This window comes from Bradyrhizobium sp. 35 (genome assembly GCF_023073215.1).
In the GTDB taxonomy this organism is placed as follows: domain Bacteria; phylum Pseudomonadota; class Alphaproteobacteria; order Rhizobiales; family Xanthobacteraceae; genus Bradyrhizobium; species Bradyrhizobium canariense_D.
Genome location: NZ_JADPJC010000160.1, coordinates 357,006 through 380,430 on the forward strand (window position 1 = coordinate 357,006; position 23,425 = coordinate 380,430).

Annotated in this window: 24 protein-coding genes; 20 read left to right on the forward strand and 4 right to left on the reverse strand. The window is 64.6% G+C overall.

Annotated elements, in window-relative coordinates; genetic code table 11:
• Positions 1–85: 85 nt before the first annotated feature.
• The 7 genes from IVB36_RS37530 to IVB36_RS37560 all read left to right on the forward strand — a co-directional run bounded on the left by IVB36_RS37530 (position 86) and on the right by IVB36_RS37560 (position 5,988).
• Positions 86–880, forward strand: coding sequence for a thymidylate synthase (locus tag IVB36_RS37530; protein WP_007613362.1), 795 nt, complete (start codon positions 86–88; stop codon positions 878–880).
• Between the two features lie 5 nt (positions 881–885).
• Positions 886–1,371, forward strand: a complete 486-nt coding sequence (locus IVB36_RS37535) for a GNAT family N-acetyltransferase (protein WP_018454334.1) — start codon at positions 886–888, stop codon at positions 1,369–1,371.
• The gene (locus tag IVB36_RS37540) at positions 1,371–1,880 is read left to right on the forward strand and encodes a dihydrofolate reductase (protein ID WP_018454335.1); all 510 of its coding nucleotides are present in this window, start codon (positions 1,371–1,373) and stop codon (positions 1,878–1,880) included. Before IVB36_RS37535 ends, IVB36_RS37540 begins: the two co-directional genes overlap by 1 nt.
• A gap of 153 nt (positions 1,881–2,033) precedes the next feature.
• Positions 2,034–3,170 carry an FtsH protease activity modulator HflK gene (hflK, locus tag IVB36_RS37545; RefSeq protein WP_007600977.1) on the forward strand — a complete coding sequence of 379 codons (1,137 nt, stop codon included), beginning with the start codon at positions 2,034–2,036 and terminating at the stop codon, positions 3,168–3,170.
• Positions 3,167–4,063, forward strand: a complete 897-nt coding sequence (locus IVB36_RS37550) for a protease modulator HflC (RefSeq protein WP_247394832.1) — start codon at positions 3,167–3,169, stop codon at positions 4,061–4,063. The genes hflK and IVB36_RS37550 overlap by 4 nt, the downstream gene beginning before the upstream one ends.
• 71 nt (positions 4,064–4,134) lie before the next feature.
• Positions 4,135–4,341, forward strand: a complete 207-nt coding sequence (locus IVB36_RS37555) for a DUF2065 domain-containing protein (RefSeq protein ID WP_018454337.1) — start codon at positions 4,135–4,137, stop codon at positions 4,339–4,341.
• 144 nt (positions 4,342–4,485) lie between these two features.
• Positions 4,486–5,988 (forward strand): Do family serine endopeptidase, encoded by a 1,503-nt coding sequence (locus tag IVB36_RS37560; protein ID WP_018454338.1) that lies wholly within the window; start codon positions 4,486–4,488, stop codon positions 5,986–5,988.
• A 122-nt stretch (positions 5,989–6,110) separates the two neighbouring features.
• On the opposite strand, the gene serB is transcribed toward IVB36_RS37560, so the two are convergent.
• Positions 6,111–7,016, reverse strand: coding sequence for a phosphoserine phosphatase SerB (serB, locus tag IVB36_RS37565; RefSeq protein ID WP_018454339.1), 906 nt, complete (start codon positions 7,014–7,016; stop codon positions 6,111–6,113).
• 11 nt (positions 7,017–7,027) lie between these two features.
• Here serB and miaA point away from each other — a divergent pair, with 11 nt between their 5' ends.
• From miaA to IVB36_RS37620, 11 genes are all read left to right on the forward strand, one after another.
• On the forward strand, positions 7,028–7,984 hold the full coding sequence (gene miaA, locus IVB36_RS37570; protein WP_018454340.1) for a tRNA (adenosine(37)-N6)-dimethylallyltransferase MiaA: 957 nt from the start codon (positions 7,028–7,030) through the stop codon (positions 7,982–7,984).
• A gap of 330 nt (positions 7,985–8,314) precedes the next feature.
• The gene (locus IVB36_RS37575) at positions 8,315–10,090 is read left to right on the forward strand and encodes an acetolactate synthase 3 large subunit (protein ID WP_018454341.1); all 1,776 of its coding nucleotides are present in this window, start codon (positions 8,315–8,317) and stop codon (positions 10,088–10,090) included.
• Positions 10,091–10,095: 5 nt separating this feature from the next.
• A complete protein-coding gene (locus tag IVB36_RS37580) occupies positions 10,096–11,079 on the forward strand; it encodes a threonine dehydratase (RefSeq protein ID WP_026232715.1) in 984 nt (327 codons plus the stop codon).
• Positions 11,080–11,102: 23 nt separating this feature from the next.
• Positions 11,103–11,645: an acetolactate synthase small subunit gene (gene ilvN, locus IVB36_RS37585; protein WP_007613340.1), complete on the forward strand. Its 543-nt coding sequence runs from the start codon at positions 11,103–11,105 to the stop codon at positions 11,643–11,645.
• A 3-nt stretch (positions 11,646–11,648) separates the two neighbouring features.
• Positions 11,649–12,338 carry a class I SAM-dependent methyltransferase gene (locus IVB36_RS37590; RefSeq protein ID WP_007613338.1) on the forward strand — a complete coding sequence of 230 codons (690 nt, stop codon included), beginning with the start codon at positions 11,649–11,651 and terminating at the stop codon, positions 12,336–12,338.
• A 69-nt stretch (positions 12,339–12,407) separates the two neighbouring features.
• Positions 12,408–13,283, forward strand: a complete 876-nt coding sequence (locus IVB36_RS37595) for an EamA family transporter (protein WP_018454343.1) — start codon at positions 12,408–12,410, stop codon at positions 13,281–13,283.
• 7 nt (positions 13,284–13,290) lie between these two features.
• Positions 13,291–13,893: a LysE family translocator gene (locus tag IVB36_RS37600; protein ID WP_018454344.1), complete on the forward strand. Its 603-nt coding sequence runs from the start codon at positions 13,291–13,293 to the stop codon at positions 13,891–13,893.
• A 147-nt stretch (positions 13,894–14,040) separates the two neighbouring features.
• Positions 14,041–15,060 (forward strand): ketol-acid reductoisomerase, encoded by a 1,020-nt coding sequence (ilvC, locus tag IVB36_RS37605; RefSeq protein ID WP_007600992.1) that lies wholly within the window; start codon positions 14,041–14,043, stop codon positions 15,058–15,060.
• 472 nt (positions 15,061–15,532) lie between these two features.
• Positions 15,533–16,384 (forward strand): SDR family oxidoreductase, encoded by an 852-nt coding sequence (locus IVB36_RS37610; RefSeq protein ID WP_018454345.1) that lies wholly within the window; start codon positions 15,533–15,535, stop codon positions 16,382–16,384.
• Between the two features lie 62 nt (positions 16,385–16,446).
• On the forward strand, positions 16,447–16,737 hold the full coding sequence (locus tag IVB36_RS37615) for a DUF1330 domain-containing protein (RefSeq protein WP_018454346.1): 291 nt from the start codon (positions 16,447–16,449) through the stop codon (positions 16,735–16,737).
• A gap of 232 nt (positions 16,738–16,969) precedes the next feature.
• On the forward strand, positions 16,970–18,682 hold the full coding sequence (locus IVB36_RS37620; protein ID WP_018454347.1) for a sulfatase-like hydrolase/transferase: 1,713 nt from the start codon (positions 16,970–16,972) through the stop codon (positions 18,680–18,682).
• A 56-nt stretch (positions 18,683–18,738) separates the two neighbouring features.
• Here IVB36_RS37620 and IVB36_RS37625 read toward each other — a convergent pair whose 3' ends face one another.
• Positions 18,739–20,298, reverse strand: coding sequence for a glycine betaine ABC transporter substrate-binding protein (locus tag IVB36_RS37625; RefSeq protein ID WP_018454348.1), 1,560 nt, complete (start codon positions 20,296–20,298; stop codon positions 18,739–18,741).
• The gene (locus IVB36_RS37630; RefSeq protein ID WP_018454349.1) at positions 20,295–21,077 is read right to left on the reverse strand and encodes an ABC transporter ATP-binding protein; all 783 of its coding nucleotides are present in this window, start codon (positions 21,075–21,077) and stop codon (positions 20,295–20,297) included. The genes IVB36_RS37625 and IVB36_RS37630 overlap by 4 nt, the downstream gene beginning before the upstream one ends.
• A 146-nt stretch (positions 21,078–21,223) precedes the next feature.
• Between IVB36_RS37630 and IVB36_RS37635 the strand changes: the two genes are divergently transcribed.
• Positions 21,224–22,042, forward strand: coding sequence for an ABC transporter ATP-binding protein (locus IVB36_RS37635; protein WP_026232716.1), 819 nt, complete (start codon positions 21,224–21,226; stop codon positions 22,040–22,042).
• Complete coding sequence (locus tag IVB36_RS37640; RefSeq protein WP_018454351.1) at positions 22,042–22,827, forward strand: ABC transporter permease; 786 nt, start codon at positions 22,042–22,044, stop codon at positions 22,825–22,827. Before IVB36_RS37635 ends, IVB36_RS37640 begins: the two co-directional genes overlap by 1 nt.
• 45 nt (positions 22,828–22,872) lie before the next feature.
• Here the strand turns inward: IVB36_RS37640 and IVB36_RS37645 are convergent, their stop codons facing one another.
• Positions 22,873–23,322 (reverse strand): cupin domain-containing protein, encoded by a 450-nt coding sequence (locus IVB36_RS37645; RefSeq protein ID WP_018454352.1) that lies wholly within the window; start codon positions 23,320–23,322, stop codon positions 22,873–22,875.
• Between the last annotated feature and the right edge of the window lie 103 nt (positions 23,323–23,425).

Here is a 23,425-nt window from a genome sequence, read left to right on the forward strand (position 1 = left end):
GTATAATGCGCATGGATGGCGAATCGCCGCTGTCGCAGCGCGGGGGCGGCCGCTAAGTTCGCCGCCTCCCCAAAGGCTCACGCACATGCACCAGTATCAGGACCTGCTCGAGCGGATTCTTTCAGACGGCGCCGAAAAGACCGACCGGACCGGCACCGGCACGCTGTCGGTGTTCGGCCATCAGATGCGCTTCAACCTGTCCGCCGGTTTTCCGATGCTGACGACAAAGCGCCTGCCGCTGAAGGCGATCGTGCACGAACTGTTGTGGTTCCTGAAAGGCGATACCAACATCAAATATCTGCGCGACAACGGCGTCACCATCTGGGACGAGTGGGCCGACGCCAACGGCGATCTTGGCCCCGTCTACGGCCACCAGTGGCGCTCCTGGCCCGCGCCGGACGGACGCAGCATCGATCAGATCGCGAATGTGATCGACATGATCAAGCGCAACCCGGACTCGCGCCGCCTGATCGTCTCGGCCTGGAATCCGGCCGAGGTCGACAAGATGGCGTTGCCGCCGTGCCACTGCCTGTTCCAGTTCTATGTCGCCAACGGCAAGCTGTCGTGCCAGCTCTATCAGCGTTCGGCCGACGTGTTCCTCGGCGTCCCCTTCAACATCGCCTCCTACGCACTGCTCACCATGATGGTGGCGCAGGTCACGGGCTTGAAGCCCGGCGACTTCGTGCATTCGTTCGGTGACACCCATCTCTATTCCAACCATCTGGAGCAGGCGAAGCTCCAGCTCACGCGCGCACCGCGCGCGCTGCCGGTGATGCGGATCAACCCCGACGTGAAGGACATCTTCTCCTTCCGTTACGAGGACTTCGAGCTCGTCGGCTACGATCCGCATCCGCACATCAAGGCCGCGGTCGCGGTCTGAAGTCGATGCAGCTCAACATCCGCCGTGTGCGTCCCGGTGAGGCCGGGCTGGTTCTCGCTTTCATCCGCGAGCTCGCCGAGTACGAAAAACTTTCGCACGAGGTCGAGGCGACCGAGGCTGACATCGCCGACGCACTGTTCGGCGAACGACCGCAACTCCATTGCGCTCTCGCCGAGTGGAACGGCGAGCCGGTCGGCTTCGCGGTGTGGTTTGCGAATTTTTCGACGTTCAGCGGCCGCCACGGCATCTATCTCGAAGATTTGTATGTGCGGCCATCGCATCGGGGCAGGGGCCTCGGCAAGGCTCTGCTCGTGCACCTCGCCAGGGAATGCGTCGAGAACGGCTGGTCCCGGCTGCAATGGGCGGTGCTTGACTGGAACGCGCCGTCGATCGCGTTCTACAAATCGCTCGGTGCCATCATGCTGGAGGACTGGACGCTGTGCCGCGTCACCGGTCCGGCGCTGACGCGGCTTGCCGGGAGCGCGACCTGATGGAGATCGTCTTCGTCGTCGCGATCGCGGAGAACGGCGTCATCGGGGCCGGCAACGCAATGCCGTGGCGAATGAAATCCGACATGGCGCGCTTCAAGGCGCTCACGATCGGCAAGCCCGTGATCATGGGCCGCAGGACCTTCGAATCCCTGCCCCGGCCGCTTCCCGGCCGCACCAACATCGTCGTCACGCGCGATGCGGATTATCGCGCCGCCGGCGCCATCGTGACGACATCGACTGCCGCCGCAGACGCCATCGCGCGCGGCGATGCCCTGCGGCGTTCGGTCGCCGAGATCGCCGTGATTGGCGGCGCCGAAATCTTTCGGCAATGGCTCGATCGCGCCGATCGCCTCGAGATCACCGAAGTGCATGCCCGGCCCGAAGGCGACACGCATTTCGACATCGACAGGGCAGAGTGGGATGAGGTTGAACGCATCCGTCATCCTGCCGGACCCCACGACAGCGCCGACTACTCCTATGTGACATATCGTCGGCGGGCAGGCCATTAACCGCATTTGCCAATGTTAACATTGACTTTTCTGCCCCCAAGCTTAGCTCGGAGGGCGGCGAGGGCTGCGTTGTAAGGGACCTGCCTGTCCCCTATAAAGCCGGACCGGACAAAGCGGGCGGGGGCAATTTCACCCTGCCGAGGAGAGCGTCGAATGCCGTGGAAGAATCAGGGCGGTGGCCCATGGGGCTCGGGTCCGAAGGGACCATGGGGCAACGGCCCGCAACCGGTCGGGCCAAGGCCGCCGGATCTGGAAGATCTTCTGCGGCGCGGCCAGGATCGCCTCCAGCAGATCATGCCGGGTGGCTATTTCTCCGGCATCGGCATCACGCTGATCGTGCTGCTCATCGTCGCGTTCTGGCTGCTGTCGGGCTTCTTCCGGGTGCAGTCCGAAGAGCTCGGCGTCGTGCTGCGCTTCGGCAAGCATGTCCGCACCGTGGAGCCCGGCCTGAACTACCATCTGCCCTATCCAATCGAGACCGTGCTGCTGCCAAAGGCCTTGCGCGTTTCCACCATCTCCATCGGCATGACGCTGATCGACGACCCGGCGCGGCGCGGCCGCTCCATTCGTGACGTGCCGGAAGAGAGCCTGATGCTGACCGGCGACGAGAACATCGTCGACGTCGACTTCACCGTGCTCTGGCGCATCAAGCCCAACGGCGTCGGCGATTTCCTCTTCAACATCCAGAATCCCGAAGGCACCGTGAAGGCGGTCGCCGAGAGCGCGATGCGCGAGGTGATCGGCCGCTCGCAGATCCAGCCGATCCTGACCGGCGCGCGCAACGTTACCGAACAAGGCGTACAGGAACTAATCCAGAAGACCCTGGACAGCTACGGCGCCGGCATTCAGATCAGCCAGGTGCAGATGCAGAAGGTCGACCCGCCGGCGCAGGTGATCGACGCCTTCCGCGACGTCCAGGCGGCGCGCGCCAATCTCGAGCAGCTGCAGAACGAGGCGCAGACGTATGCCAACCAGGTCGTGCCGCAGGCACGCGGGCGTGCGGCGCAGATCATGCAGGCCGCCGAAGGCTACAGGGAGCAGACCGTCGCCGAGGCCAAGGGCCAGAGCTCGCGCTTCCTGAAGGTTTACGAGGAATACAAGAAGGCGCCCGACGTGACGCGTGAACGGATTTATCTGGAGACGATGGAGCGCGTGCTCGGCGGTTCGGAAAAGCTCATTTATGACGGCGGCCAGTCGGGCCAGGGCGTCGTGCCTTATCTGCCGCTCAGCGAGTTGACGGCCAAGCGGCCGCCTGCAACCGGCCAGCAGACGACCGGAGGCAACCGATGAGATCTCCGGTCACAGGTATCGTCACGCTGCTCGGCCTCCTGCTCGTCGTGATCGTGGGCTACATGTCCCTGTTCACGGTGGCGCAGACCGAGCAGACCATCGTGCTGCAGTTCGGCAAGCCCGTCGATGTCGTTACCGCTCCCGGCCTGCACTTCAAGGCGCCGTGGAATTCGGTGATCAACATCGACAAGCGCATCCTCGATCTGGAGAACCCGTCGCAGGAAGCGATCGCGTCCGACCAGAAGCGGCTCGTGGTCGACGCCTTCGCGCGTTACCGCATCAAGGACGCGCTCCGCTTCTATCAGAGCATCGGCTCGATCCAGGCCGCCAACATCCAGCTCACCACGCTCTTGAACGCTGCGCTGCGCCGCGTGCTCGGCGAGGTCACCTTCATCAACGTGGTCCGCGACGACCGCGAGAAGCTGATGCAGCGCATCCGCGATCAGCTCGACCACGAGGCCGACGGCTACGGCATCCAGGTCGTCGACGTCCGGATCCGCCGCGCCGATCTGCCGGAGCAGAACAGCCAGGCGGTCTATCAGCGCATGAAGACGGAACGCGAGCGCGAAGCCGCCGAGTTCCGCGCGCAGGGCGGCCAGAAGGCCCAGGAGATCCGCTCCAAGGCCGACCGCGAGGCGACCGTGATCGAGGCGGATGCAAGGTCGCTGGCCGAGCAGACGCGCGGCGTCGGCGATGCCGAGCGCAACCGTCTGTTCGCCGAAGCCTACGGCCAGGACGCGGATTTCTTCGCCTTCTACCGTTCGATGGCGGCCTATGAGACCGGGCTGCGCGCGAACGACACCCGCTTCCTGCTGCGCCCGGACTCGGATTTCTTCCGGTTCTTTGGTAACCCGTCCGGCAAGACGGCGACCACGACGCTAGCGAAGCCGTAAGTGAGACAAGGGCGGCAAGTCTGGCCGCCCTTCGTCCAGACAAGAACAGCACAACGGGAGGTTCCAATCCGATGAGGTCCATTGCGTTCGCCGACTTCCTCATCGGTTTGGGCATCCTGTTCGTGCTGGAAGGCTTGATGTTCGCGGCAAGTCCGGCCTGGATGCGCAAGGCCATGAAAAGCGCGATGGCCACGCCGGATAACGTCCTGCGGGCGGTCGGCATTGGTTCGGCCGTGGCCGGCCTGGTCCTGATCTGGGTTATGCGACGTCCAATTTAGCCGTCGCACCAACGCCAAAGTGAAGGCGAGGGACCGGTTTTCGCCTTATTATCCGGGTCTTGAGGCCCGTTAAGGTCCGCGCTTGCGCCGTCCCCCCGTTCGAGCGCAGTCTTGACGTCGAATCCTTGTTTCCTGGAGATCACAATGACCGCTGCCACCATTGCCCCGACCCGTTTGCGCTTAGGGCTGGCCGCGCTCGCCGTTGGCGCTTTCAGCGCACTCGGCACACCGGCCTATGCGCGCGGACCGGATGGCATCGCCGACGTCGCCGAGAAGGTGATTGACGCGGTCGTCAACATCTCGACCTCGCAGACCGTCGAAGCCAAGGGCGGGGGCGGCGGCAGCAATGCCATGCCGCAACTGCCGCCCGGTTCGCCCTTCGAGGAGTTCTTCGACGACTTCTTCAAGAACCGCAAGGGTCCCGGCGGCGGCAGCAAGGGCGGCGAGAACAGCCCGGCGCCGCGCAAGACCAACTCGCTCGGAAGTGGCTTCATCATCGACACGTCAGGCGTCGTCGTCACCAACAACCATGTCATCGCGGACGCCGATGAGATTAACGTCATTCTCAACGACGGGACCAAGATCAAGGCCGAACTGGTCGGAGTCGACAAGAAGACCGACCTTGCCGTGCTCAAGTTCAAGCCGTCGAAGCCGCTGGTGTCGGTGAAGTTCGGTGATTCCGACAAGCTGCGCCTCGGCGACTGGGTCGTCGCGATCGGCAATCCTTTCAGCCTCGGCGGCACCGTGACGGCCGGTATCGTTTCGGCGAAGAACCGTGACATCTCCTCAGGTCCCTACGACAGCTACATTCAGACCGACGCCTCCATCAACCGCGGAAATTCCGGCGGTCCGCTGTTCAACCTCGATGGCGACGTCATCGGCGTCAACACGCTGATCATCTCGCCGTCCGGCGGCTCGATCGGCATCGGCTTCGCCGTACCGTCGAAGACGGTGGCGGGTGTCGTCGACCAGCTCCGCCAGTTCGGCGAATTGCGCCGCGGCTGGCTTGGCGTGCGCATCCAGAGCGTCACCGACGAGATCGCCGAGAGCCTCAACATCAAGCCGCCGCGCGGCGCGCTGGTTGCCGGTGTCGACGACAAGGGCCCGGCCAAACCGGCCGGCATCGAGCCCGGCGACGTCGTCGTCAAGTTCGACGGCAAGGACGTCAAGGACCCGAAGGATCTGTCTCGCGTGGTCGCCGACACGGCGGTCGGCAAGGAGGTCGACGTCGTCATCATCCGCAAGAGCCAGGAGGAAACCAAGAAGGTCACGCTCGGCCGGTTGCAGGATGCCGACAAGGTGCAGGCCGCGGTGAAGACCGACGAGCCTCCGCCTGAAAAGACCGTGACACAGAAGGCGCTCGGCCTCGATCTCGCCGCGCTGAGCAAGGACCTGCGTGCGCGCTACAAGATCAAGGACAGCGTCAAGGGCGTGGTCGTCACCAATGTCGACGCCAATTCGGATGCCGCCGAGAAGCGCCTCTCGGCCGGCGACGTCATTGTCGAGGTGGCGCAGGAGGCCGTCTCCAGCGGCGCCGACATCCAGAAACGGGTCGACCAGCTCAAGAAGGACGGCAAGAAATCGGTGCTGCTGCTGGTGTCGAACGCCGACGGCGAGCTGCGTTTTGTCGCGCTGAGCGTGCAGTAAGAGCGCTCGCTTTCACCTCTCGTCATGGCCGGGCTTGACCCGGCCGTCCACGCCTTGCCATGCGGACGAGCGTAACGTGGATGCCCGGGACAAGCCCGGGCATGACGGCGGAGAGGAGGAGGCTACGCCTCCACGAACTCCTCGCGCCGATACCCCTGCGCGTACAGCAGCGCGGTGAGATCGCCATGATCGATCCGCGCCGCCGCAGCGGCGGCCACCGCGGGCTTGGCGTGATACGCCACGCCCAGCCCCGCCGCCTGGATCATCGCGAGATCATTGGCGCCGTCGCCGACCGCCAGCGAGTCGATGTCGTCGAGATCGAACGATTCCATCAGATCCACCAGCGTCGCGAGCTTTGCCGCGCGCCCCAAAATCGGCTCCTTCACCTCGCCAGTGAACTTGCCGTCGCGGACGACGAGCTCGTTGGCGCGGTTCTCCTGGAAACCGATCCTGGTGGCGACCGCGCTGGTGAAAAGCGTGAAGCCGCCGGAGACGAGGCAGGCATAGGCGCCATGGGCGCGCATGGTCGCGACCAGTTCGCGGCCACCCGGCGTCAGCGTAATGCGCTTGGCCAGCACCTCGTCGACGGCACTGGCGGGAAGGTCCTTGAGCAGCGCGACGCGCTCGCGCAGCGCCGGCTCGAACTCGATCTCGCCGCGCATCGCGCGCTCGGTGATGGCGGCCACATGGGCCTTCACCCCGACGAAATCGGCGAGCTCGTCGATGCATTCCTGACCGATCATGGTGGAATCCATGTCGGCGAGAAAAAGCTTCTTGCGCCGGAAGCCGACTGGCTGCACCACGATGTCGATGGGCAGGTCGCCGCGAAGCTCGCGGAGCCGCTGCTCGATGGCGTGACGGTCGCCTTCGAGGTTACTGTCGGCGCCGAACGGGATGTCGACTGCAACCCCGTCGAACAGCCAGTGCGCGGGAGCTGCCTGAGGCAGCACGGCGCGGGCGCCGTCGACGATGGTCGAGTCGAGCGCGGGATTATTCGGGTTGCAGATCAGCGTGGCAACGAGGGACATTTGAGGTTTTCGTGAGCGAGGGGCAAGTCGGCAGAAGGCATGTTGGCAAGGCGGTGCTTATCGCAGGCCCGACCGCCAGCGGCAAGTCGGCGCTGGCGCTCGAGCTTGCGCTCGCTGCGGGCGGGGTCGTGATCAATGCCGATTCCATGCAGGTCTACCGTGACCTCCGCATCATCACCGCGCGCCCCACCCTTGGCGACGAGGCGCAGGTGCCTCATCGCCTGTACGGCCATGTCGATGCGGCCGTGAATTTTTCAGCCGGTGCCTGGGTGGGCGACGCGGCCAAGGCGCTCGAAGCGGCGAAAGCCGAAGGGCGCCTGCCGATCTTCATCGGCGGCACCGGGCTCTATTTCAAGGCGCTCACGGCGGGCCTTTCCGTGGTGCCACCGATCCCTCTCGAGGTGCGCGAGGACGTCCGGGCGCGGCTGGAGCGGAACGGCGTCGAAGCGCTGCACGACGAACTCGCAGCCTCCGATCCGCGGGCGGCCGAGCGCTTGAACCGTCGCGATCGCACGCGCATTGCGCGCGCGCTCGAAGTGGTCGAAGCCACCGGCCGTTCGCTGCTGGACTGGCATCATGAGGGCCAGCCGCCGCTCTTGCCCAAGGACAGTTTTCGGGCGGTGTTCCTCGCGCCCGAGCGCGACGAGCTCTATGCGCGCATCGACGCCCGCTTCGACGCCATGTTGGGTGCCGGCGCGCTAGAGGAGGCGGTGCGTCTCGCCGCCCGAAACCTCGATCCGCTGCTGCCGGCGATGAAGGCTCATGGCGTGCCGGCGCTAATCCGGCATCTGCGCGGTGAGCTCAGCCTGGAGCAGGCGGCGACCATCGGCCGCGCCGACACCCGCCACTACGCCAAGCGGCAGTTCACCTGGTTCCGGCACCAATTGCCCGAATTCGAGTGGGTGAAGCCGGGGGAGATTCGGGGCTGGCTGGCGGCGATCGTGAACGCGGCGCGGGACCAAGGCTGACACGCTTTTGTGCCTCGGCTCCCGAATTTACCTCTCGCCCAACCCCGGGAACACCGCTACACTGCCAAAATCGCGCGGGAACGGCCGCATTGCCTTGACATCGGGGCGCTGGCCGCTATGTTTCGCGCAACCTTTGGGAAGCCGGGCACCTGCCATGCGTAACATTATTACCAAACTCCTTATCGCCGTCGTACCCAGGCACACCGCCGGGGGTGGCTAGCTGCCATCCACATGACAGGCGGTGTGCATGGGCCCTCTTCGGGGCCTTTTTTATTTCCGAAAACCCGACACGAACGAAGCCGCTGACAACAGCGCATCCGGAGCAAGCCAATGAGCGACAAGAGCCACGATCCGAACCAGATGACCGGCGCCGCGATGATCGTCCGCGCGCTCATCGATCATGGCGTGACCGACATTTTCGGCTACCCCGGCGGCGCGGTGCTCCCGATCTACGACGAGATCTTCCAGCAAAGCGAGGTCCAGCACATCCTGGTTCGGCATGAGCAGGGCGCGGGCCACGCCGCCGAGGGCTATGCGCGTTCGACCGGCAGGCCGGGCGTTGCACTGGTGACCTCCGGCCCCGGCGCCACCAACATGGTGACGCCGCTCACCGACGCGCTGATGGACTCGATCCCGCTGGTCTGCATCTCCGGCCAGGTGCCGACGCACCTGATCGGCAACGACGCGTTCCAGGAATGCGACACCGTCGGCATCACGCGCCCCTGCACCAAGCACAACTGGCTGGTGCGCGACGTCAACGATCTCGCAAAGGTGCTGCACGAGGCGTTTTACGTTGCGACCACGGGTCGGCCGGGCCCGGTGCTCGTCGACGTGCCCAAGGACGTGCAGTTCGCGACCGGCACCTATCATCCGCCGCGCAAATCCGACGTGCATCGCTCCTACGCGCCGCGCGTGAAGGGCGATGCGACGCAAATCCGCAAGGCCGTCGCGCTGCTCGCAGGCGCCAAGCGCCCCGTGATCTATAGCGGCGGCGGCGTGATCAATTCCGGTCCCGAGGCGACCAGGCTGCTGCGCGAGCTGGTCGAGGTCACCGGCTTTCCGATCACCTCCACCCTGATGGGCCTCGGCGCATATCCCGCCTCGGGCAAGAGCTGGCTCGGCATGCTCGGCATGCACGGCACCTATGAAGCCAACATGACCATGCATGATTGCGACGTCATGCTGTGCGTCGGCGCGCGCTTCGACGACCGCATCACCGGCCGCGTCGATGCGTTCTCGCCGGGGTCGAAGAAGATCCACATCGACATCGACCCGTCTTCGATCAACAAGAACATCCGCGTCGACGTGCCGATCATCGGCGACTGCGGCAACATCCTCGGCGACATTCTCCAGGTGTTCAAGGCGGAGGCGAAGAAGCCCGACATCAAGGCCTGGTGGCAGCAGATCGCGCAGTGGCGCGCCCGCAACTCGCTCTATTTCAGGAAGAGCAACGACGTCATCCTGCCGCAGCATGCGATCCAGAGCCTGTTCGAGGCGACGCGCGGCAAGGACACCTACATCACCACCGAGGTCGGTCAGCATCAGATGTGGGCCGCGCAGTTCTACGGCTTCGAGGAGCCGCATCGTTGGATGACCTCGGGCGGTCTCGGCACCATGGGCTACGGCCTGCCGGCCGCGGTTGGCGTGCAGGTTGCCCATCCCGACAGCCTCGTCATCGACATCGCGGGTGATGCCTCGGTGCAGATGACGATGCAGGAGATGTCGACGGCTGTGCAGTACGAGCTGCCGATCAAGATCTTCATCCTGAACAACCAGTACATGGGCATGGTGCGGCAGTGGCAGCAGCTGCTCCATGGCAACCGCCTGTCGCATTCCTATTCGGAGGCGATGCCGGACTTCGTCAAGCTCGCGGAAGCCTACGGCGGCGTCGGCCTCCAGGTGCACAAGCCCGGTGATCTCGACGGCGCCATCCAGGAGATGATCTCGGTCAAGCGCCCGGTGCTGTTCGACTGCCGCGTCGCGTCGCTGGAAAACTGTTTCCCGATGATCCCCTCCGGCAAGGCGCACAACGAGATGCTGTTGCCGGAGCAGGCCAACGACGAAGCCACCGCGAAGGCGTTCGCCGGCGGTAAGGCGCTGGTGTGAGCGTGATGTTCGACCTGAACGAGCTCGAACGCGCACATGCGATCGTGGGGCAGGCGGTGCCGGCAACGCCGGCGCACGCCTGGCCGCTGCTCGCCGAGCGGCTCGGCACGCAGGTCGTGGTCAAGCACGAGAATCACACGCCGACGGGCGCCTTCAAGGTGCGCGGCGGGTTGGTCTATCTCGATCGGCTGAAGCGCGAACGGCCGAACATTCCGGGCATCATCTCGGCGACGCGCGGCAATCATGGCCAGAGCCTCGCCTTTGCGGCGAGCCGCCATGGCGTAACTGCCGTGATCTATGTGCCGCGCGGCAATTCGGTCGAGAAGAACCGCGCGATGAAGGCGTTCGGCGCCGAACTCGTTGAGCACGGCGAGGACTTTCAGGCCGCACGCGAGGAAGCCGGACGCCACGCGCAGTTCGCCGGGCTGCACATGGTGCCGTCGTTCCATACGGACCTGGTGCTGGGCGTGGCGACCTATGCGCTCGAATTGTTCCGGGCCGCGCCCGATCTCGACATCCTCTATGTGCCGATCGGGCAAGGCTCGGGGATCTGCGGCTGTATCATGGCGCGCGATCTGCTCGGCCTGAAGACCGAGATCGTGGGCGTGCAGTCGACCGAGGCGCCGTCCTACGCGCTGTCGTTCGCGGCGGGTCAGGTGGTGACCACCGAGACCAGCAACACGCTCGCGGACGGCATGGCGACGCGGATTCCCGATCCGGAAGCGCTCGCGGTCATCCTCAAGGGCGCCTCGCGTATCGTCCAGGTGACGGACGATGAAATCGCGCTCGCGATCCATGCGCTCTGGACCGACACGCACAATCTCGCCGAAGGCGCCGGCGCCGCCGCGCTCGCCGCGGCGCTTCAGGACAAGACAGGATTGTCGGGCAAGCGCGTCGGTCTCGTGCTGTCCGGCGGCAATATCGATTTCGATCTGTTCCGCGGTTGGGTCGGGACGGATGCGCCGGTCGCTCATCAGGCGACGGCGTAACGACGAGAATGAAGGGGACGACAATGAACCAGCCCGCATCTGCCTATTTCATCGAGGAGCGCCACGACCCGAACGAGACGCATACGCTTTCGGTGCTCGTGCAGAACGAGCCCGGCGTGCTCGCGCGCGTCATCGGCCTGTTCTCGGGGCGCGGCTACAACATCGAGAGCCTCACGGTCTCGGAGACCGAGAGCCAGAAGCATCTCTCGCGCATCACTATCGTCACCACGGGTACGCCCATGGTGATCGAGCAGATAAAGCATCAGCTCGACCGCATGATCCCGGTCTATCGCGTCGTCGACATGACGCTGACCAAGCGCTCGATCGAGCGCGAGCTGGCGATGGTCAAGGTACGCGGGCAGGGCGAGCATCGCGTCGAGGCGCTGCGGCTGGCGGACGCGTTCCGCGCCCGCGTGATCGATGCCACCACCGAGAGCTTCGTGTTCGAGATCACAGGCAATACAGACAAGATCAATCAGTTTATCGACCTGATGCGTCCGCTTGGCCTTGTCGAAGTGTCGCGCACCGGTGTTGCCGCGATTGGTCGCGGGCCTGAGGGAATGTGAGCCATGCTGGCGCGCGACTGGTATTACAACGAGCGGAACCGGATGGGGATCGGGCCTGCAGTGGCCTCGATCTACGACAGTCATGACGATGCCGATCTACGGGCGCGCGCCGCGCTGAAAATGCTCGGCGTCCAGCGCGGCTGGCGCATTGCCGATATCGGTTGCGGCAACGGCGTGCTCGCGACCGAGGCGGCGCTGATGGGCGCCGAGGTCGATGCCATCGACATCTCGCCCGCGATGCTGGCGCTCGCCGAGATCTACGCGCGCGACCGCAAGGCGCCCGTGCGCACGCAGTCCGCCGGCCTGCTCAGCTTCGCCTACCGGCCGGAATCCTATGACCTGATCGTCAGCGAGTTCACGCTGCACCATCTGCCGGATTTCTGGAAGGCGGTAGCCATGTCGCGGATCTATCGCGCGCTCAAGCCCGGTGCCACTTTCTATTTGCGCGACATCGTCTACGCCTCGATGCCCGATGCCGTCGAGCGCGACGTTGACCAATGGGCCGACTTTGAGATCAAGAACCACGATGTCCCGCGTGAAAGCGTCGTCACCCACATGCGCGACGAGTATTCCACTTTCGGCTGGGTCATGGAGCGGATGCTGACCGACGTCGGCTTCACGCTGGTCTCGGCCGATTACCACGCCCCGATGCACGGCACCTATCTGCTGCGGAAACCCAATTCCTCCACGTAACGGCCGGCGAGCAAGGCTCGACCAGAACAACAAACAGGGCTGCACGACAGGGCAGAACCGGGAACGACAATGAAGCCGGCCGACATCCTCATCGCCATCCTGGTGGCGGTCATCTGGGGGCTTGCCTTCGTGGCGAGCCGGATCGCGCTCGACGAATTTTCGCCGGAGCTGATGACGGCGATGCGCTTCACCATTGCCGCGGTGCCGTGCCTATTCATCCGCAAGCCCAAAGTCGCCTGGTCGCTCCTGATCGCGATCAGCTTCACGCTCTTTCTCGGCCAATTTCTGAGCCAGGCCTATGGCATCGCCCATGGCGTGCCGGTGGGGCTGACCAGCGTCGTCGTGCAGAGCCAGGCGCTGTTCACGATCGGCTTTGCCGCGATCGCATTCGGTGAGCGGCCGACGCCGGTGCAGACGCTGGGCATCGTCATCGCAGCCATCGGCCTTTTGATGATCTGCGGCACGGTCGGCTATGATTTCAGCGTCGGTGCCTTCGCCGTGCTGATGATCGCGCCGGTCAGCTTTGCGGTCGGCAATGTCCTGCTGCGCGGCGCCCGCGGCGTGCCGATGTTCGATCTGTTCGCCTGGTTGTGCCTCGCCACCGCGGTGCCGCTGTTCGCGCTCACGCTGGTCGTCAACGGACCAACGCCGACCTGGCAGTCGCTGATCCACATGTCGCTCACCGGCCTCATTTGCCTGCTGTTGATCGGCGGCATCTCCACCAGCATCGCCTATTGGCTGTGGGGCCGGCTGCTACGTGACTATCCCCCTGCGCAAGTGGTGCCGTTCGCGCTGCTGGTGCCGTTCGTCGGCTCGGCTGCGTCCAGCATCGTGTTCGGCGAGCGGTTCGGCCCGCTGCGTCTCGCCGGCATGCTCACCGTGATCGGCGGTATCGCGGTGATGGTGCTCGCGAAGCGTCCGCAAGTCCTGCCGAAGACCGCGTGAGGTGACTATGGCCTATTCGCTCTTCTATGCCTTCCTCGCCTTTATGGTCGTGATGTATTTCACGCCCGGGCCGAACAACATCATGCTGCTGGCCTCGGGCCTGACCTACGGCTTTCGGCGCACCATCCCCCACATCGCCGGTATCGTCATCGGCTTTGCTTTCATGATCGCCGCCGTGGGTCTCGGGCTCGGCACAGTGTTTCTGGCCTATCCGATCCTTCAGACCATCCTGAAATACGCCGGCGCGGTCTATCTGATTTACCTTGCCGCCGTGATTGCTTTGTCCGGCCCGACCACGCCGGACGGCGAGACCGGCCGCGGCCCGATGACCTTCTGGGGCGCGGCGATGTTCCAGTGGATCAACGCCAAGGGCTGGGTGATCGTGATCGGCACAATCACCGCCTACGCGGCGATTGCCCGATTCCCCATCAATATCGCGATCCAGACCCTGGTCAGCCTACTCGTCGGCGCGGTCTCGACCGTGGTCTGGGTCCTGTTCGGCACTGCACTACGGCCGGTGCTGACCTCCGAGCGGCTGGTCCGCGCCTTCAACATCCTGATGGCGATCCTGCTGCTGGCGTCTCTCTACCCCGTCGTTATGGATGCATGATGCCTCAGCTTTCCATGCAGAAACGGGTTTCCCAGGGGGCCGAAAATGCTCTAGACAGCCCCCGAAATCCGCAAATTTCACCGTCCGAGACCTGACCGACAAGACCTGACCAACGGCCGATTCCGGCCCCTGAACGAGGAAACGACCATGCGTGTTTATTACGATCGCGACGCCGACCTGAACCTGATCAAGGGCAAGAAGGTCGTCATCGTCGGCTATGGCAGCCAGGGCCACGCCCATGCGCTGAACCTGAAGGATTCCGGCGTCAAGGACGTGGCGATTGCGCTCCGCAAGGGTTCGGCCTCGGCCAAGAAGGCGGAAGCTGCCGGCTTCAAGGTGATGGAAGTCGCCGAGGCCGCCAAATGGGCCGACCTGGTCATGATGCTGACCCCGGACGAGCTCCAGGGCGACATTTACCGCGAGCACCTGCACGACAACATGAAGAAGGGCGCCGCCCTCGTCTTCGCGCACGGTCTCAACGTCCACTTCAACCTGCTCGACCCGCGCGCCGATCTCGACGTTCTGATGATCGCGCCGAAGGGCCCCGGCCACACGGTGCGTTCGGAATACCAGCGTGGCGGCGGCGTGCCCTGCCTGATCGCGATCGCCAAGGACGTCTCGGGTAACGCCCACGACCTCGGCCTGTCCTACGCCTCCGCCGTCGGCGGCGGCCGTGCTGGCATCATCGAGACCACTTTCAAGGAAGAATGCGAGACCGACCTGTTCGGCGAGCAGGTCGTGCTCTGCGGCGGCCTGGTCGAGCTGATCAAGGGCGGCTACGAGACGCTGGTCGAAGCCGGCTACGCCCCGGAGATGGCCTATTTCGAGTGCCTGCACGAAGTGAAGCTGATCGTCGACCTGATCTATGAAGGCGGCATCGCCAACATGAACTACTCGATCTCCAACACCGCGGAGTACGGTGAGTACGTCACCGGCCCGCGCATCGTCACCGACGAGACCAAGAAGGAGATGAAGCGGGTTCTGAACGACATCCAGTCCGGCAAGTTCGCCCGCGACTGGATGCTCGAGAACAAGGTCAACCAGACCTCGTTCAAGGCGACCCGCGCCAAGCTCGCCGAGCACCCGATCGAGGAAGTCGGCGCCAAGCTGCGCGACATGATGCCCTGGATCAAGAAGGGCGCGCTGGTCGACAAGTCGAAGAACTAAGCGGCCGTTCGGATGCGGCGTATCGGTTGCGCCGCATCCGGACACGCGAGCGAAAACACAAGCTTCGCTCGCCAAACCAATTCTTAAATCTTCGCGATTATATTCGAGCGAGATCGCAACCAGCGGTCTCGCTCTTTTCGTCTCGCGCGAAGCATTGCTGCTTCATTCAAATTCTTCGCGAGCTGAAGTGCTCCCTGAGCATGAAGAACTGACGCTTAAACCACATTCTTGGTCTCGCGTTGTTTTCGGAATTTCTCAGAAGCTCCCGATCCTCAAAAGCCCAGCGTCTTCAGGGTCAAGGATTCGGCTCTTCATCCATACCTTCAGGATGCAATCAATCGCACGTCGCGAGGTTCGCACCTCGCCTTCAACTTAAGAACTGACACCCGCGGCGTCTCCTTGAGCGGTGGACGGCATTGCGCCCCGGCACCTTTCGCCTGCATGATCGCGGGAGCTCTTGGGGAGGAAGATCATGCGATCCGTCGTCGTCACCGGCGCGTCCACCGGCATCGGCTGGGCCATTGCGAAGTTTCTGATCGGGCGCGGCTATCGTGTTTTCGGTAGTGTCCGCAAGCAGGCCGATGCGGATCGGCTCATGGGTGAATTCGGTACGAACTTCACGGCGCTGCTGTTCGACGTCACCGACGAGGCGGCGGTCCTCGCGGCTGCGCGAAAAGTCCGCGAGGCGCTGGGCGGCGAGACGCTGGCCGGTCTCGTCAACAACGCCGGCGTCGCGGTCGCCGGTCCCGTGCTCGAATTGTCGGTCGACGACTTTCGCCGGCAGATGGAGATCAACGTCATCGGCCCGGTCATCGCGACGCAGGCCTTTGGGCCGCTGCTGGGCGCCGACCCGTCGCTGGAGGGACCGAAGGGCCGGATCGTGATGATCAGCTCGGTCGCGGGCAAGAACGGCAATCCGTTGTCGGCGCCTTACTGCACCTCCAAGCATGCCATCGAAGGTCTGTCGGAGAGCTTGCGCCGCGAATTGATGCTGTTTGGCATCGACGTCATTATCGTCGCACCCGGCGCCGTCAAGACGCCGATCTGGAGCAAGGCCGAGCAGATCGATCTTTCGGTCTACCAGAACTCGCCTTATCTGCCGGCGCTGAACAAGGTCATGGCGTTCATGATGAAGCTCGGCGAGACCGGGCTGCCGGCCGAGCGGATTGCCGAGGTCGTTTTCGAGGCGCTCACCGCCGAGAGGCCCAAGGTTCGCTACCAGATCACGCCGGACCGGATGCGGCATTTGATGACGGCCACGCTGCCCAAGCGTGTGGTCGACCGCATCATCGCCAAGCGGCTCGGGCTGCTGCCGCAGGGCTGAGCCTCCGAGGTGAGACCATTGCCGGACAGGTGATCAATTTCCGATCGTGGGAGCGTCTTGAGATGCCGGCTTATGTGATTTTCGACGTCGAGATCAGGGATTTGCAGCAGTACCAAAGCTTCATGTTGGGCGTGAAGCCCGCCCTGGAGGCCGCTGGAGCTCGATATCTGGCGCGAGGGGGCGCCCACAAGGTCTACGAGGGAGACTGGCAGCCCCGCAGGATCGTTCTGCTGGAATTCCCATCCGTCGCAGCCTGGGAGGCATTTTACACAGGCGCGACCTACCAGGGTCTCAAAGCGGTCCGGGACGCTTGCAGTTCTGCCCGCCTGGTCAGCGTCGAAGGCCTCGACTAGACGGCAAGTCGGTTCTGCACTGCGGGATTTGCCCTAGGGACGAATTGGGCCCGGAGACCGATCGGCTTCCGCTAACATTAAGCGAAGGTCGGACCGCGACACGCGTTGCTTGTCCGTGACCGTTCAATTACAGTTTTATGACACGGTGCAGGCCTTCCGGCTGCGCCGAACGCCGCAGGCCCGGTCAGCCGGCTCGGCATCACCGTGCCGGACCAGCAGTTGCGTGTCGTCGATGGCGTCCGCGCCCAATCCAGGTCCTTCTGCCACGACCGCCGTGCTGGCAAGCGTCGCTGCGCTCGGCATCTGGCGGCTGCTCGCGGTTGCAGCGCCGCATCTCGCGGCGCTCGTCCTGATGTACGAGACCGAGACGGATTTCGGCGCACGGCTCTCCTTCGTGCTGGCCTGGGGCATCCTCAACTTCTTCTGGATCGCGCTGCTGCGGCGGCCGGCGCTCTCGGGTGCGCTGTCGCTGACTATGGTCGTGGTGCTGGTGCTGCTGTCACGGCTGAAGCACGACGTCGTGCAGATGACGGCCAACTTCATCGACCTGATGATGATCGACCGCGACACGGTGGCGTTCCTGTTCACGATCTTCCCGAATTTGCGCTGGTCGGTGATCGGGGCCGGCCTGGTCACGCTGCCGCTGATGTATGCGCTGTGGTGGCTCGACCCATTCCGCATCCGTAGGCTACCGGCGCTCGCCTCGATGCTCGCCTGCCTCGCCGCGCTGGTCGGCTATTCGCTCCACCATCCGGACGAGGCTTGGCGCGGCTATTACGACGACGGCTATCTCTCGAAGTTCTTCCGCTCCGGCGTCAGCGCGGTCTCCGACTTCGCGCAATACGGCTTCATGGAGTCGGCCGCTTCGACCAACGAACGGCTCAACATGCCGCTGGTCGATGCCTGCCATCCTGCCGGCCGGCGGCCGAACATCATCATGGTCCATGATGAATCGAGCTTCGACATCCGCGCCGCGCAGGGCATCAAGGTGCCGGCCGGCTACGGCAGCCATTTCAAATCCTGGGACGGCAAGGAGCGCGCGTTCCTGGCCGAGAGCAATGGCGGGCCGAGCTGGTTCACCGAATACAACGTGCTCGCGGGGTTGTCGTCGCGCTCGTTCGGCCGCTTCGCCTATTTCGTGACGCGCATTGCAACAGGCCGTGTCGAGCGCGGCCTGCCGCTGGCGCTGCGCCGCTGCGGCTACGACACGATGTCGCTGTACCCCGCCTATGGCGGCTTCATGGCCGCGCGCAGCTTTCAGGTGACGACCGGCATCGAACGCTTTCTCGACTCCAAGGATCTCGGCGCCAAGGATGTCGAGCCGGATAGCTTCTTCTACGACAAGGCGCTCCGGCTGATGGGCGAGCGGACGCCGAACAAGCCGCTGTTCACCTTCATCTATCTCGGCGCCAATCATTTCCCCTGGGAGACGCGCTTCCGCCCGGATCTGCTGCCGAACTGGCGCGCACCGGGCAATGTGCCGTCCATCGACGAGTACCTGCGGCGGCAGGCGATGAGCGCCGAGCAGTACAACGCTTTCCTCGCGGGCTTGAAGAAGAAATTTCCCGGCGAACCCTTCCTGATCGTGCGCTACGGCGATCATCAGCCGGAATTCGCGCCCGGTATCCTCGAGCCCGGGCTCGACGAGGGCGCTCTCGGCAAGAAGCTCGACGCCTACGACGCACGTCTCTACGCGACTTACTACGCGATCGACGCCGTCAATTTCGAGCCGGTGAAAAGCGAGGCCGTGATGGACACGGTCGACGGCCCGTATCTGCCGCTGGTTATCCAGGAAGCCGCCGGCATCCCGCTCGATCCGTCCTTCGCCGAGCAGAAGGAGATCATGCTCCGCTGCAAGGGCATATTCTACGGATGCAAGGACGGGGCCGAAGCGCGCCGGCTTAACCGGCTGCTGATCGATGCGGGGATGATCAGGGGGCTGTAGCGTCTCTCCAACGTCGTCCTGGCGAAGGCCAGGACGACATCGAACGAATGGCGCGGCTACCGCCCACCCACCTTCTCCCACAGCCATTTCGCCACTGCATCCGGCGACGAATTCGCGTCATTGCCGGCGGCGCGCAAATTAGCTTCGCGCATGGTCGCGATGTCGATCTTGCCGAGCAGCGGCTTCACCGCGGCCCGCAGCCGTTCGTCGCCGGCGCGCTTTGGGGCCAGCAGCAGGATCGCATCGTAGGGCGGGATCGCGTGCCTGGGATCGTCGAGCGCAACGAGATCGTATTTTGCGATCAACCCGTCGCTGGTGTAGCCGGCGATGACATCGACCTCGCCGCTGGCGACGGCCGCATACATGAAGTCCGGCTGCATCTGGCGCTGGGCGCGGAACGAGAGGCCATAGGCCTTTTGCAGCGCCGCCCATTCGGGTCGCGAGAAAAACTCATAGTCGCCGGCGATCGACAGGGTCGAAGCATGCGCGGCGAGATCGGCGATGGTGCGGATGCCAAGCGCCTCGGCGCGCTTCTTCGGGATCACCAGCGCATAGGCGTTCTCGAAACCGAGCTCGCCGAGCAGGGTGATGTTCTCCTTCGCAAGCGTTGTCTGCAGCTCCGCCAACAGCTCCGCGCGCGGCTTGATGTCCGTGCGGTGAAGCTGATTGGCCCAGAGCGTGCCGGAATAATCGACGTAGAGATCGATATCGCCGGCTTTCAACGCCTCGAAGATCACGCTTGAGCCGAGACCGGAGCGTGCGACGGCGGCGAGACCGGCGGCCTGAAGCCGGTCCCGCATCAGCGCCGACAGCACATACTGCTCGGCGAACGTCTTGGCGCCGACGACATAGTTCTGTGACGAGCGCCCCATCGTCGGCACCAATGTTGCGGCGACCAGTGCCGCGATCCCGGCCGCGCCAAGCGCCGCACGCACGCGGCTGCGCCAGCGCAGGCCGCTCTCGACCAGGCCGAGCAGTTGATCGACGGCGAGCGCCAGCAGGGCCGAGGCAAAGCAGCCGAACAGCACGAACACCCAGTTCTGGGTCTGGAGCCCGGCAAAGATGTAATTGCCGAGGCTGGTCTGCCCGATCGGGGTCGACAGCGTCGCGGTGCCGATCACCCACACCGCGGCGGTGCGGATCCCCGCCATCATGACCGGCAGCGCCAGCGGCAGTTCGACCATCACCAGCGACTGCCGCGCGGTCATTCCGACGCCTTTGGCAGCCTCTATCAGCGCGGGATCGATGCCGTTGAGGCCGGTGATGCCATTGCGCAGCACCGGCAGCATCGAATAGAGCGCCAGCGCCAGCATCGCCGGCAGGAAGCCGAAAGCGGAGAAGGAGACGCCGAACCAGGCCAGCGCCACGGAGGCCGCGAGCAGCAGGAGCGGATAGAACAGCGCGAGCAGCGCCAGCCCGGGCACCGTCTGCACGATGCTGGCGAGCGCGAGCAGCACAGCGCGCGGCGTGGGACGGTTGCGCGTCAGAATCGCCAGCGGCAGGCTGACGATCAGGCCGAGCGCAAGCGCGGCGAGACTCACCCGCACGTGGTTGCCGAGATAGTCGGGCAAATGCGCCAGCGCTTCGCCCCAACGCGGATCCGTGAAAAGGCTCATGCCGCCCCGCCCTTTAGCAGCAGCGCGTTCAATCGCTCGACCTGGCGTCGCGGCGTCCGCAGCAGCTCCAGCACGTAGGCGTCGCTGCTTTTCGAGAGCTCCACTGGCGTGCCCTGCGCCAGCAGCTTCCCGCTGCGCATCACCGCGATGCGGTCGGCGAGCAGGATCGCTTCCGTCATGTCGTGGGTGATCATCACGGTGGTCAGGCCGAGCTTGCGGTGCAGCTCGCGAAAATCGTCGCCGAGCGCATCGCGGGTAAGGGGATCGAGCGCGCCGAATGGCTCATCCATCAGCACGATGCGGGGCCTTGCCGCAAGCGCCCGCGCCACGCCGACACGCTGGCGCTGGCCGCCCGAGAGCGCATCCGGCAACCGCCCGCGATGGGCGGCCCGGTCGAGCTGCACGAGCTCGAGCAACTCATCGACCCGTGTTGCGATATCCGCTGCCGAGACGCCGAGCAGCTTCGGCGTGATCCCGATATTGTCGGCGACGCTCAGATGCGGGAACAGTCCGCCGCTCTGGAAAACGTAGCCGATGCGGCGCCGCAGCGCGACCGGATCGACGGATTGCACGTCGTCGCCCTCGACCGTGATCGTGCCCCCATCCGCCTCGATCAGGCGGTTGGCGAGCCGCAGCAGCGTCGTCTTGCCCGAACCCGAGCCACCGACGACGGCTACAAATTCGCCTTCGGCGATGTCGAGTGACACATCGTCCACGGCCTTGAGCGCGCCGAAGCTCTTGGTGACGTGGGCATAGCCAATCATCGGCCTGGACGGCATCGGGCGGGGCTCACTGCGCTGACCCGCCCCAGGGAAGGGAGGGGGAAGGGAGGGGATGACAAGGCCCATGCGTAGCACGCTTGGCGGCTTGATTGAACTTGGTCGCGCGAGCGGCTAAGGCATCGGGCCAAGTTCGGAGGAAGCATATGATAACGCCTACGGCAGTGGCGCTGGAAGATGCCAAGGTCGCGTTCCAGTTGGGGGACGGGCGGGTCTATACGGCGGTGGAGAAGGCGCATCTGACGGTGGCGCAGGGCGAGTTCGTCGCCATCGTCGGCCCGACCGGCTGCGGGAAATCAACACTGCTCAACGTCGCGGCCGGGCTGCTGAAGCCGGCTGCGGGGAGCGTCAGGATATTCGACCAGCCACTTGCCGGGCTGAACCGGGACGCCGGCTACCTGTTCCAGGCCGATGCGCTGTTCCCCTGGAAGACCGCGCTCGACAACGTCGCGATCGGGCTCGAAGTCAGCGGCACGCCGCGCAGCGAGGCACTGCCGCGGGCGCAGAAATGGCTGACCTCGGTCGGCTTGGGTGCCTTCGCCAACCGCTATCCGCACATGCTCTCGGGCGGCCAGCGCAAGCGCGTGGCGCTGGCGCAGGTGCTGATCCGCGATCCAAAGATCCTGCTGATGGATGAGCCGTTCGGACCGCTGGATGCACAGACCCGGCAGGTGATGGGCAACCTGTTGCTCGACCTCTGGAACGCTGACCGCAAGGCCGTGCTGTTCGTCACCCATGATCTGGAAGAGGCGATCGCGCTCGCCGACCGCGTCGTGATCATGTCGGCGGGGCCGTCCTCCCGCATCATCGGCGACTGGCGCGTGAGCCTGCCGCGCCCGCGCGACATTTTCGAAGTGCGGCTGGACAAGGAATTCCATGCGCTTCATCGCGAGATCTGGAGCGTGCTCAAGGACGAGGTCATGAAGGGCTATGCGCAGTCCACGCAAGCGGCGGAGGCGGTCTGATGTCGCGCGTCACGCTGCTTACGCTGCAAGTGCTGGTCGCGGTGGTCTGCCTCGCGCTGTGGCAATTGCTGTCGACCGTGCCCGTGTTCGGCAAGATCCTGCTGCCGCCGTTCTTCTTCTCCAATCCGGTCGATGTCTTCGCCCAGATCGTCAAATGGTTCTCGTCCGGTGTGATCTGGAAGCATCTCGGCATCACGCTGACGGAATCGATCCTGGCCTTCGTGATCGGATCGGCCGGCGGTGTGCTGATCGGCTTCTGGTTCGCGCGCCAGCCGCTGGTCGCCGCGGTGTTCGATCCCTACGTCAAGATGGTCAACGCTCTGCCGCGTGTGGTGCTGGCGCCGATCTTCGCGCTGTGGCTTGGGCTGGGCATCTGGTCCAAGGTCGCGCTCGGCGTGACGCTGGTGTTCTTCATCGTGTTCTTCAACGTCTATCAGGGCGTCAAGGAGGTCAGCCGCACCGTGCTGGACAACGGCCGCATGCTCGGCATGAGCGAGCGGCAGCTGATGCAGCACGTCTATTGGCCTTCGGCGCTGTCGTGGATGTTCTCCTCGCTGCACACGTCGGTCGGTTTTGCCGTGGTCGGTGCCGTCGTCGGCGAGTATCTGGGATCGGCGGCGGGGCTCGGCTACCTCATTCAGCAGGCCGAGGGCATATTCGACGTCGCCGGCGTCTTCGCCGGCATGTTCGTGCTGTCGGCCTTCGTCATCCTGATCGATTTTGGCGTGACATTGGTGGAGCGGAGACTGCTGGTCTGGCGCCCGACCGTGGACGGGCGTGGCTAAGCCGCGAGGGGCCCGCGCACCGCGCGAGCCCCGGATCGCGAAAGCTCAATCCAGCAGCTTGGTGTCATCGGGGGCCTGCGGCGGCGTCTTGATCGCGATCGCCTTGACCTGTCCGCTGATCGGCTTGGTGCCGCCATGCGGCGTCCCCTTCGGGATGATGACGAGGTCGCCCGGCTTCACCGTGACCTCCTTGTCGCCGAACCAGATCGTGCCGGTGCCCTCTAAGATGTACTGGATCTCGTTGGTGTTGGGATGCATGTGCTTGGGCACATTGCCGACCTGGATCGAGATGGTGGCGCCATCGGCGCTTGCGAACGTCTTGGAGCGGTAGCCGACGGCGTTGGCATTCCCGAGCGCGTCGCCCTCCATCTCGCCGGTGTGGATGATCTGCGGAGGGATGTTCTCCGCGGCCAGCGCCGGCCGCAGCAGGTGGGTTGCGCCGCATCCGGCGGCAAAAGCGGTGGCGATCGACAGTCCGATTGCAAGGCGATTCATGGATGATCCTCCCCATCAAGAATTGTTCTTGTGGGCTTCATGCTATTGCGCCGAAAGGCCGATGGCCAGCGCCTTCGGTCCTGCTTCTCAAGCCAGCCCGGCT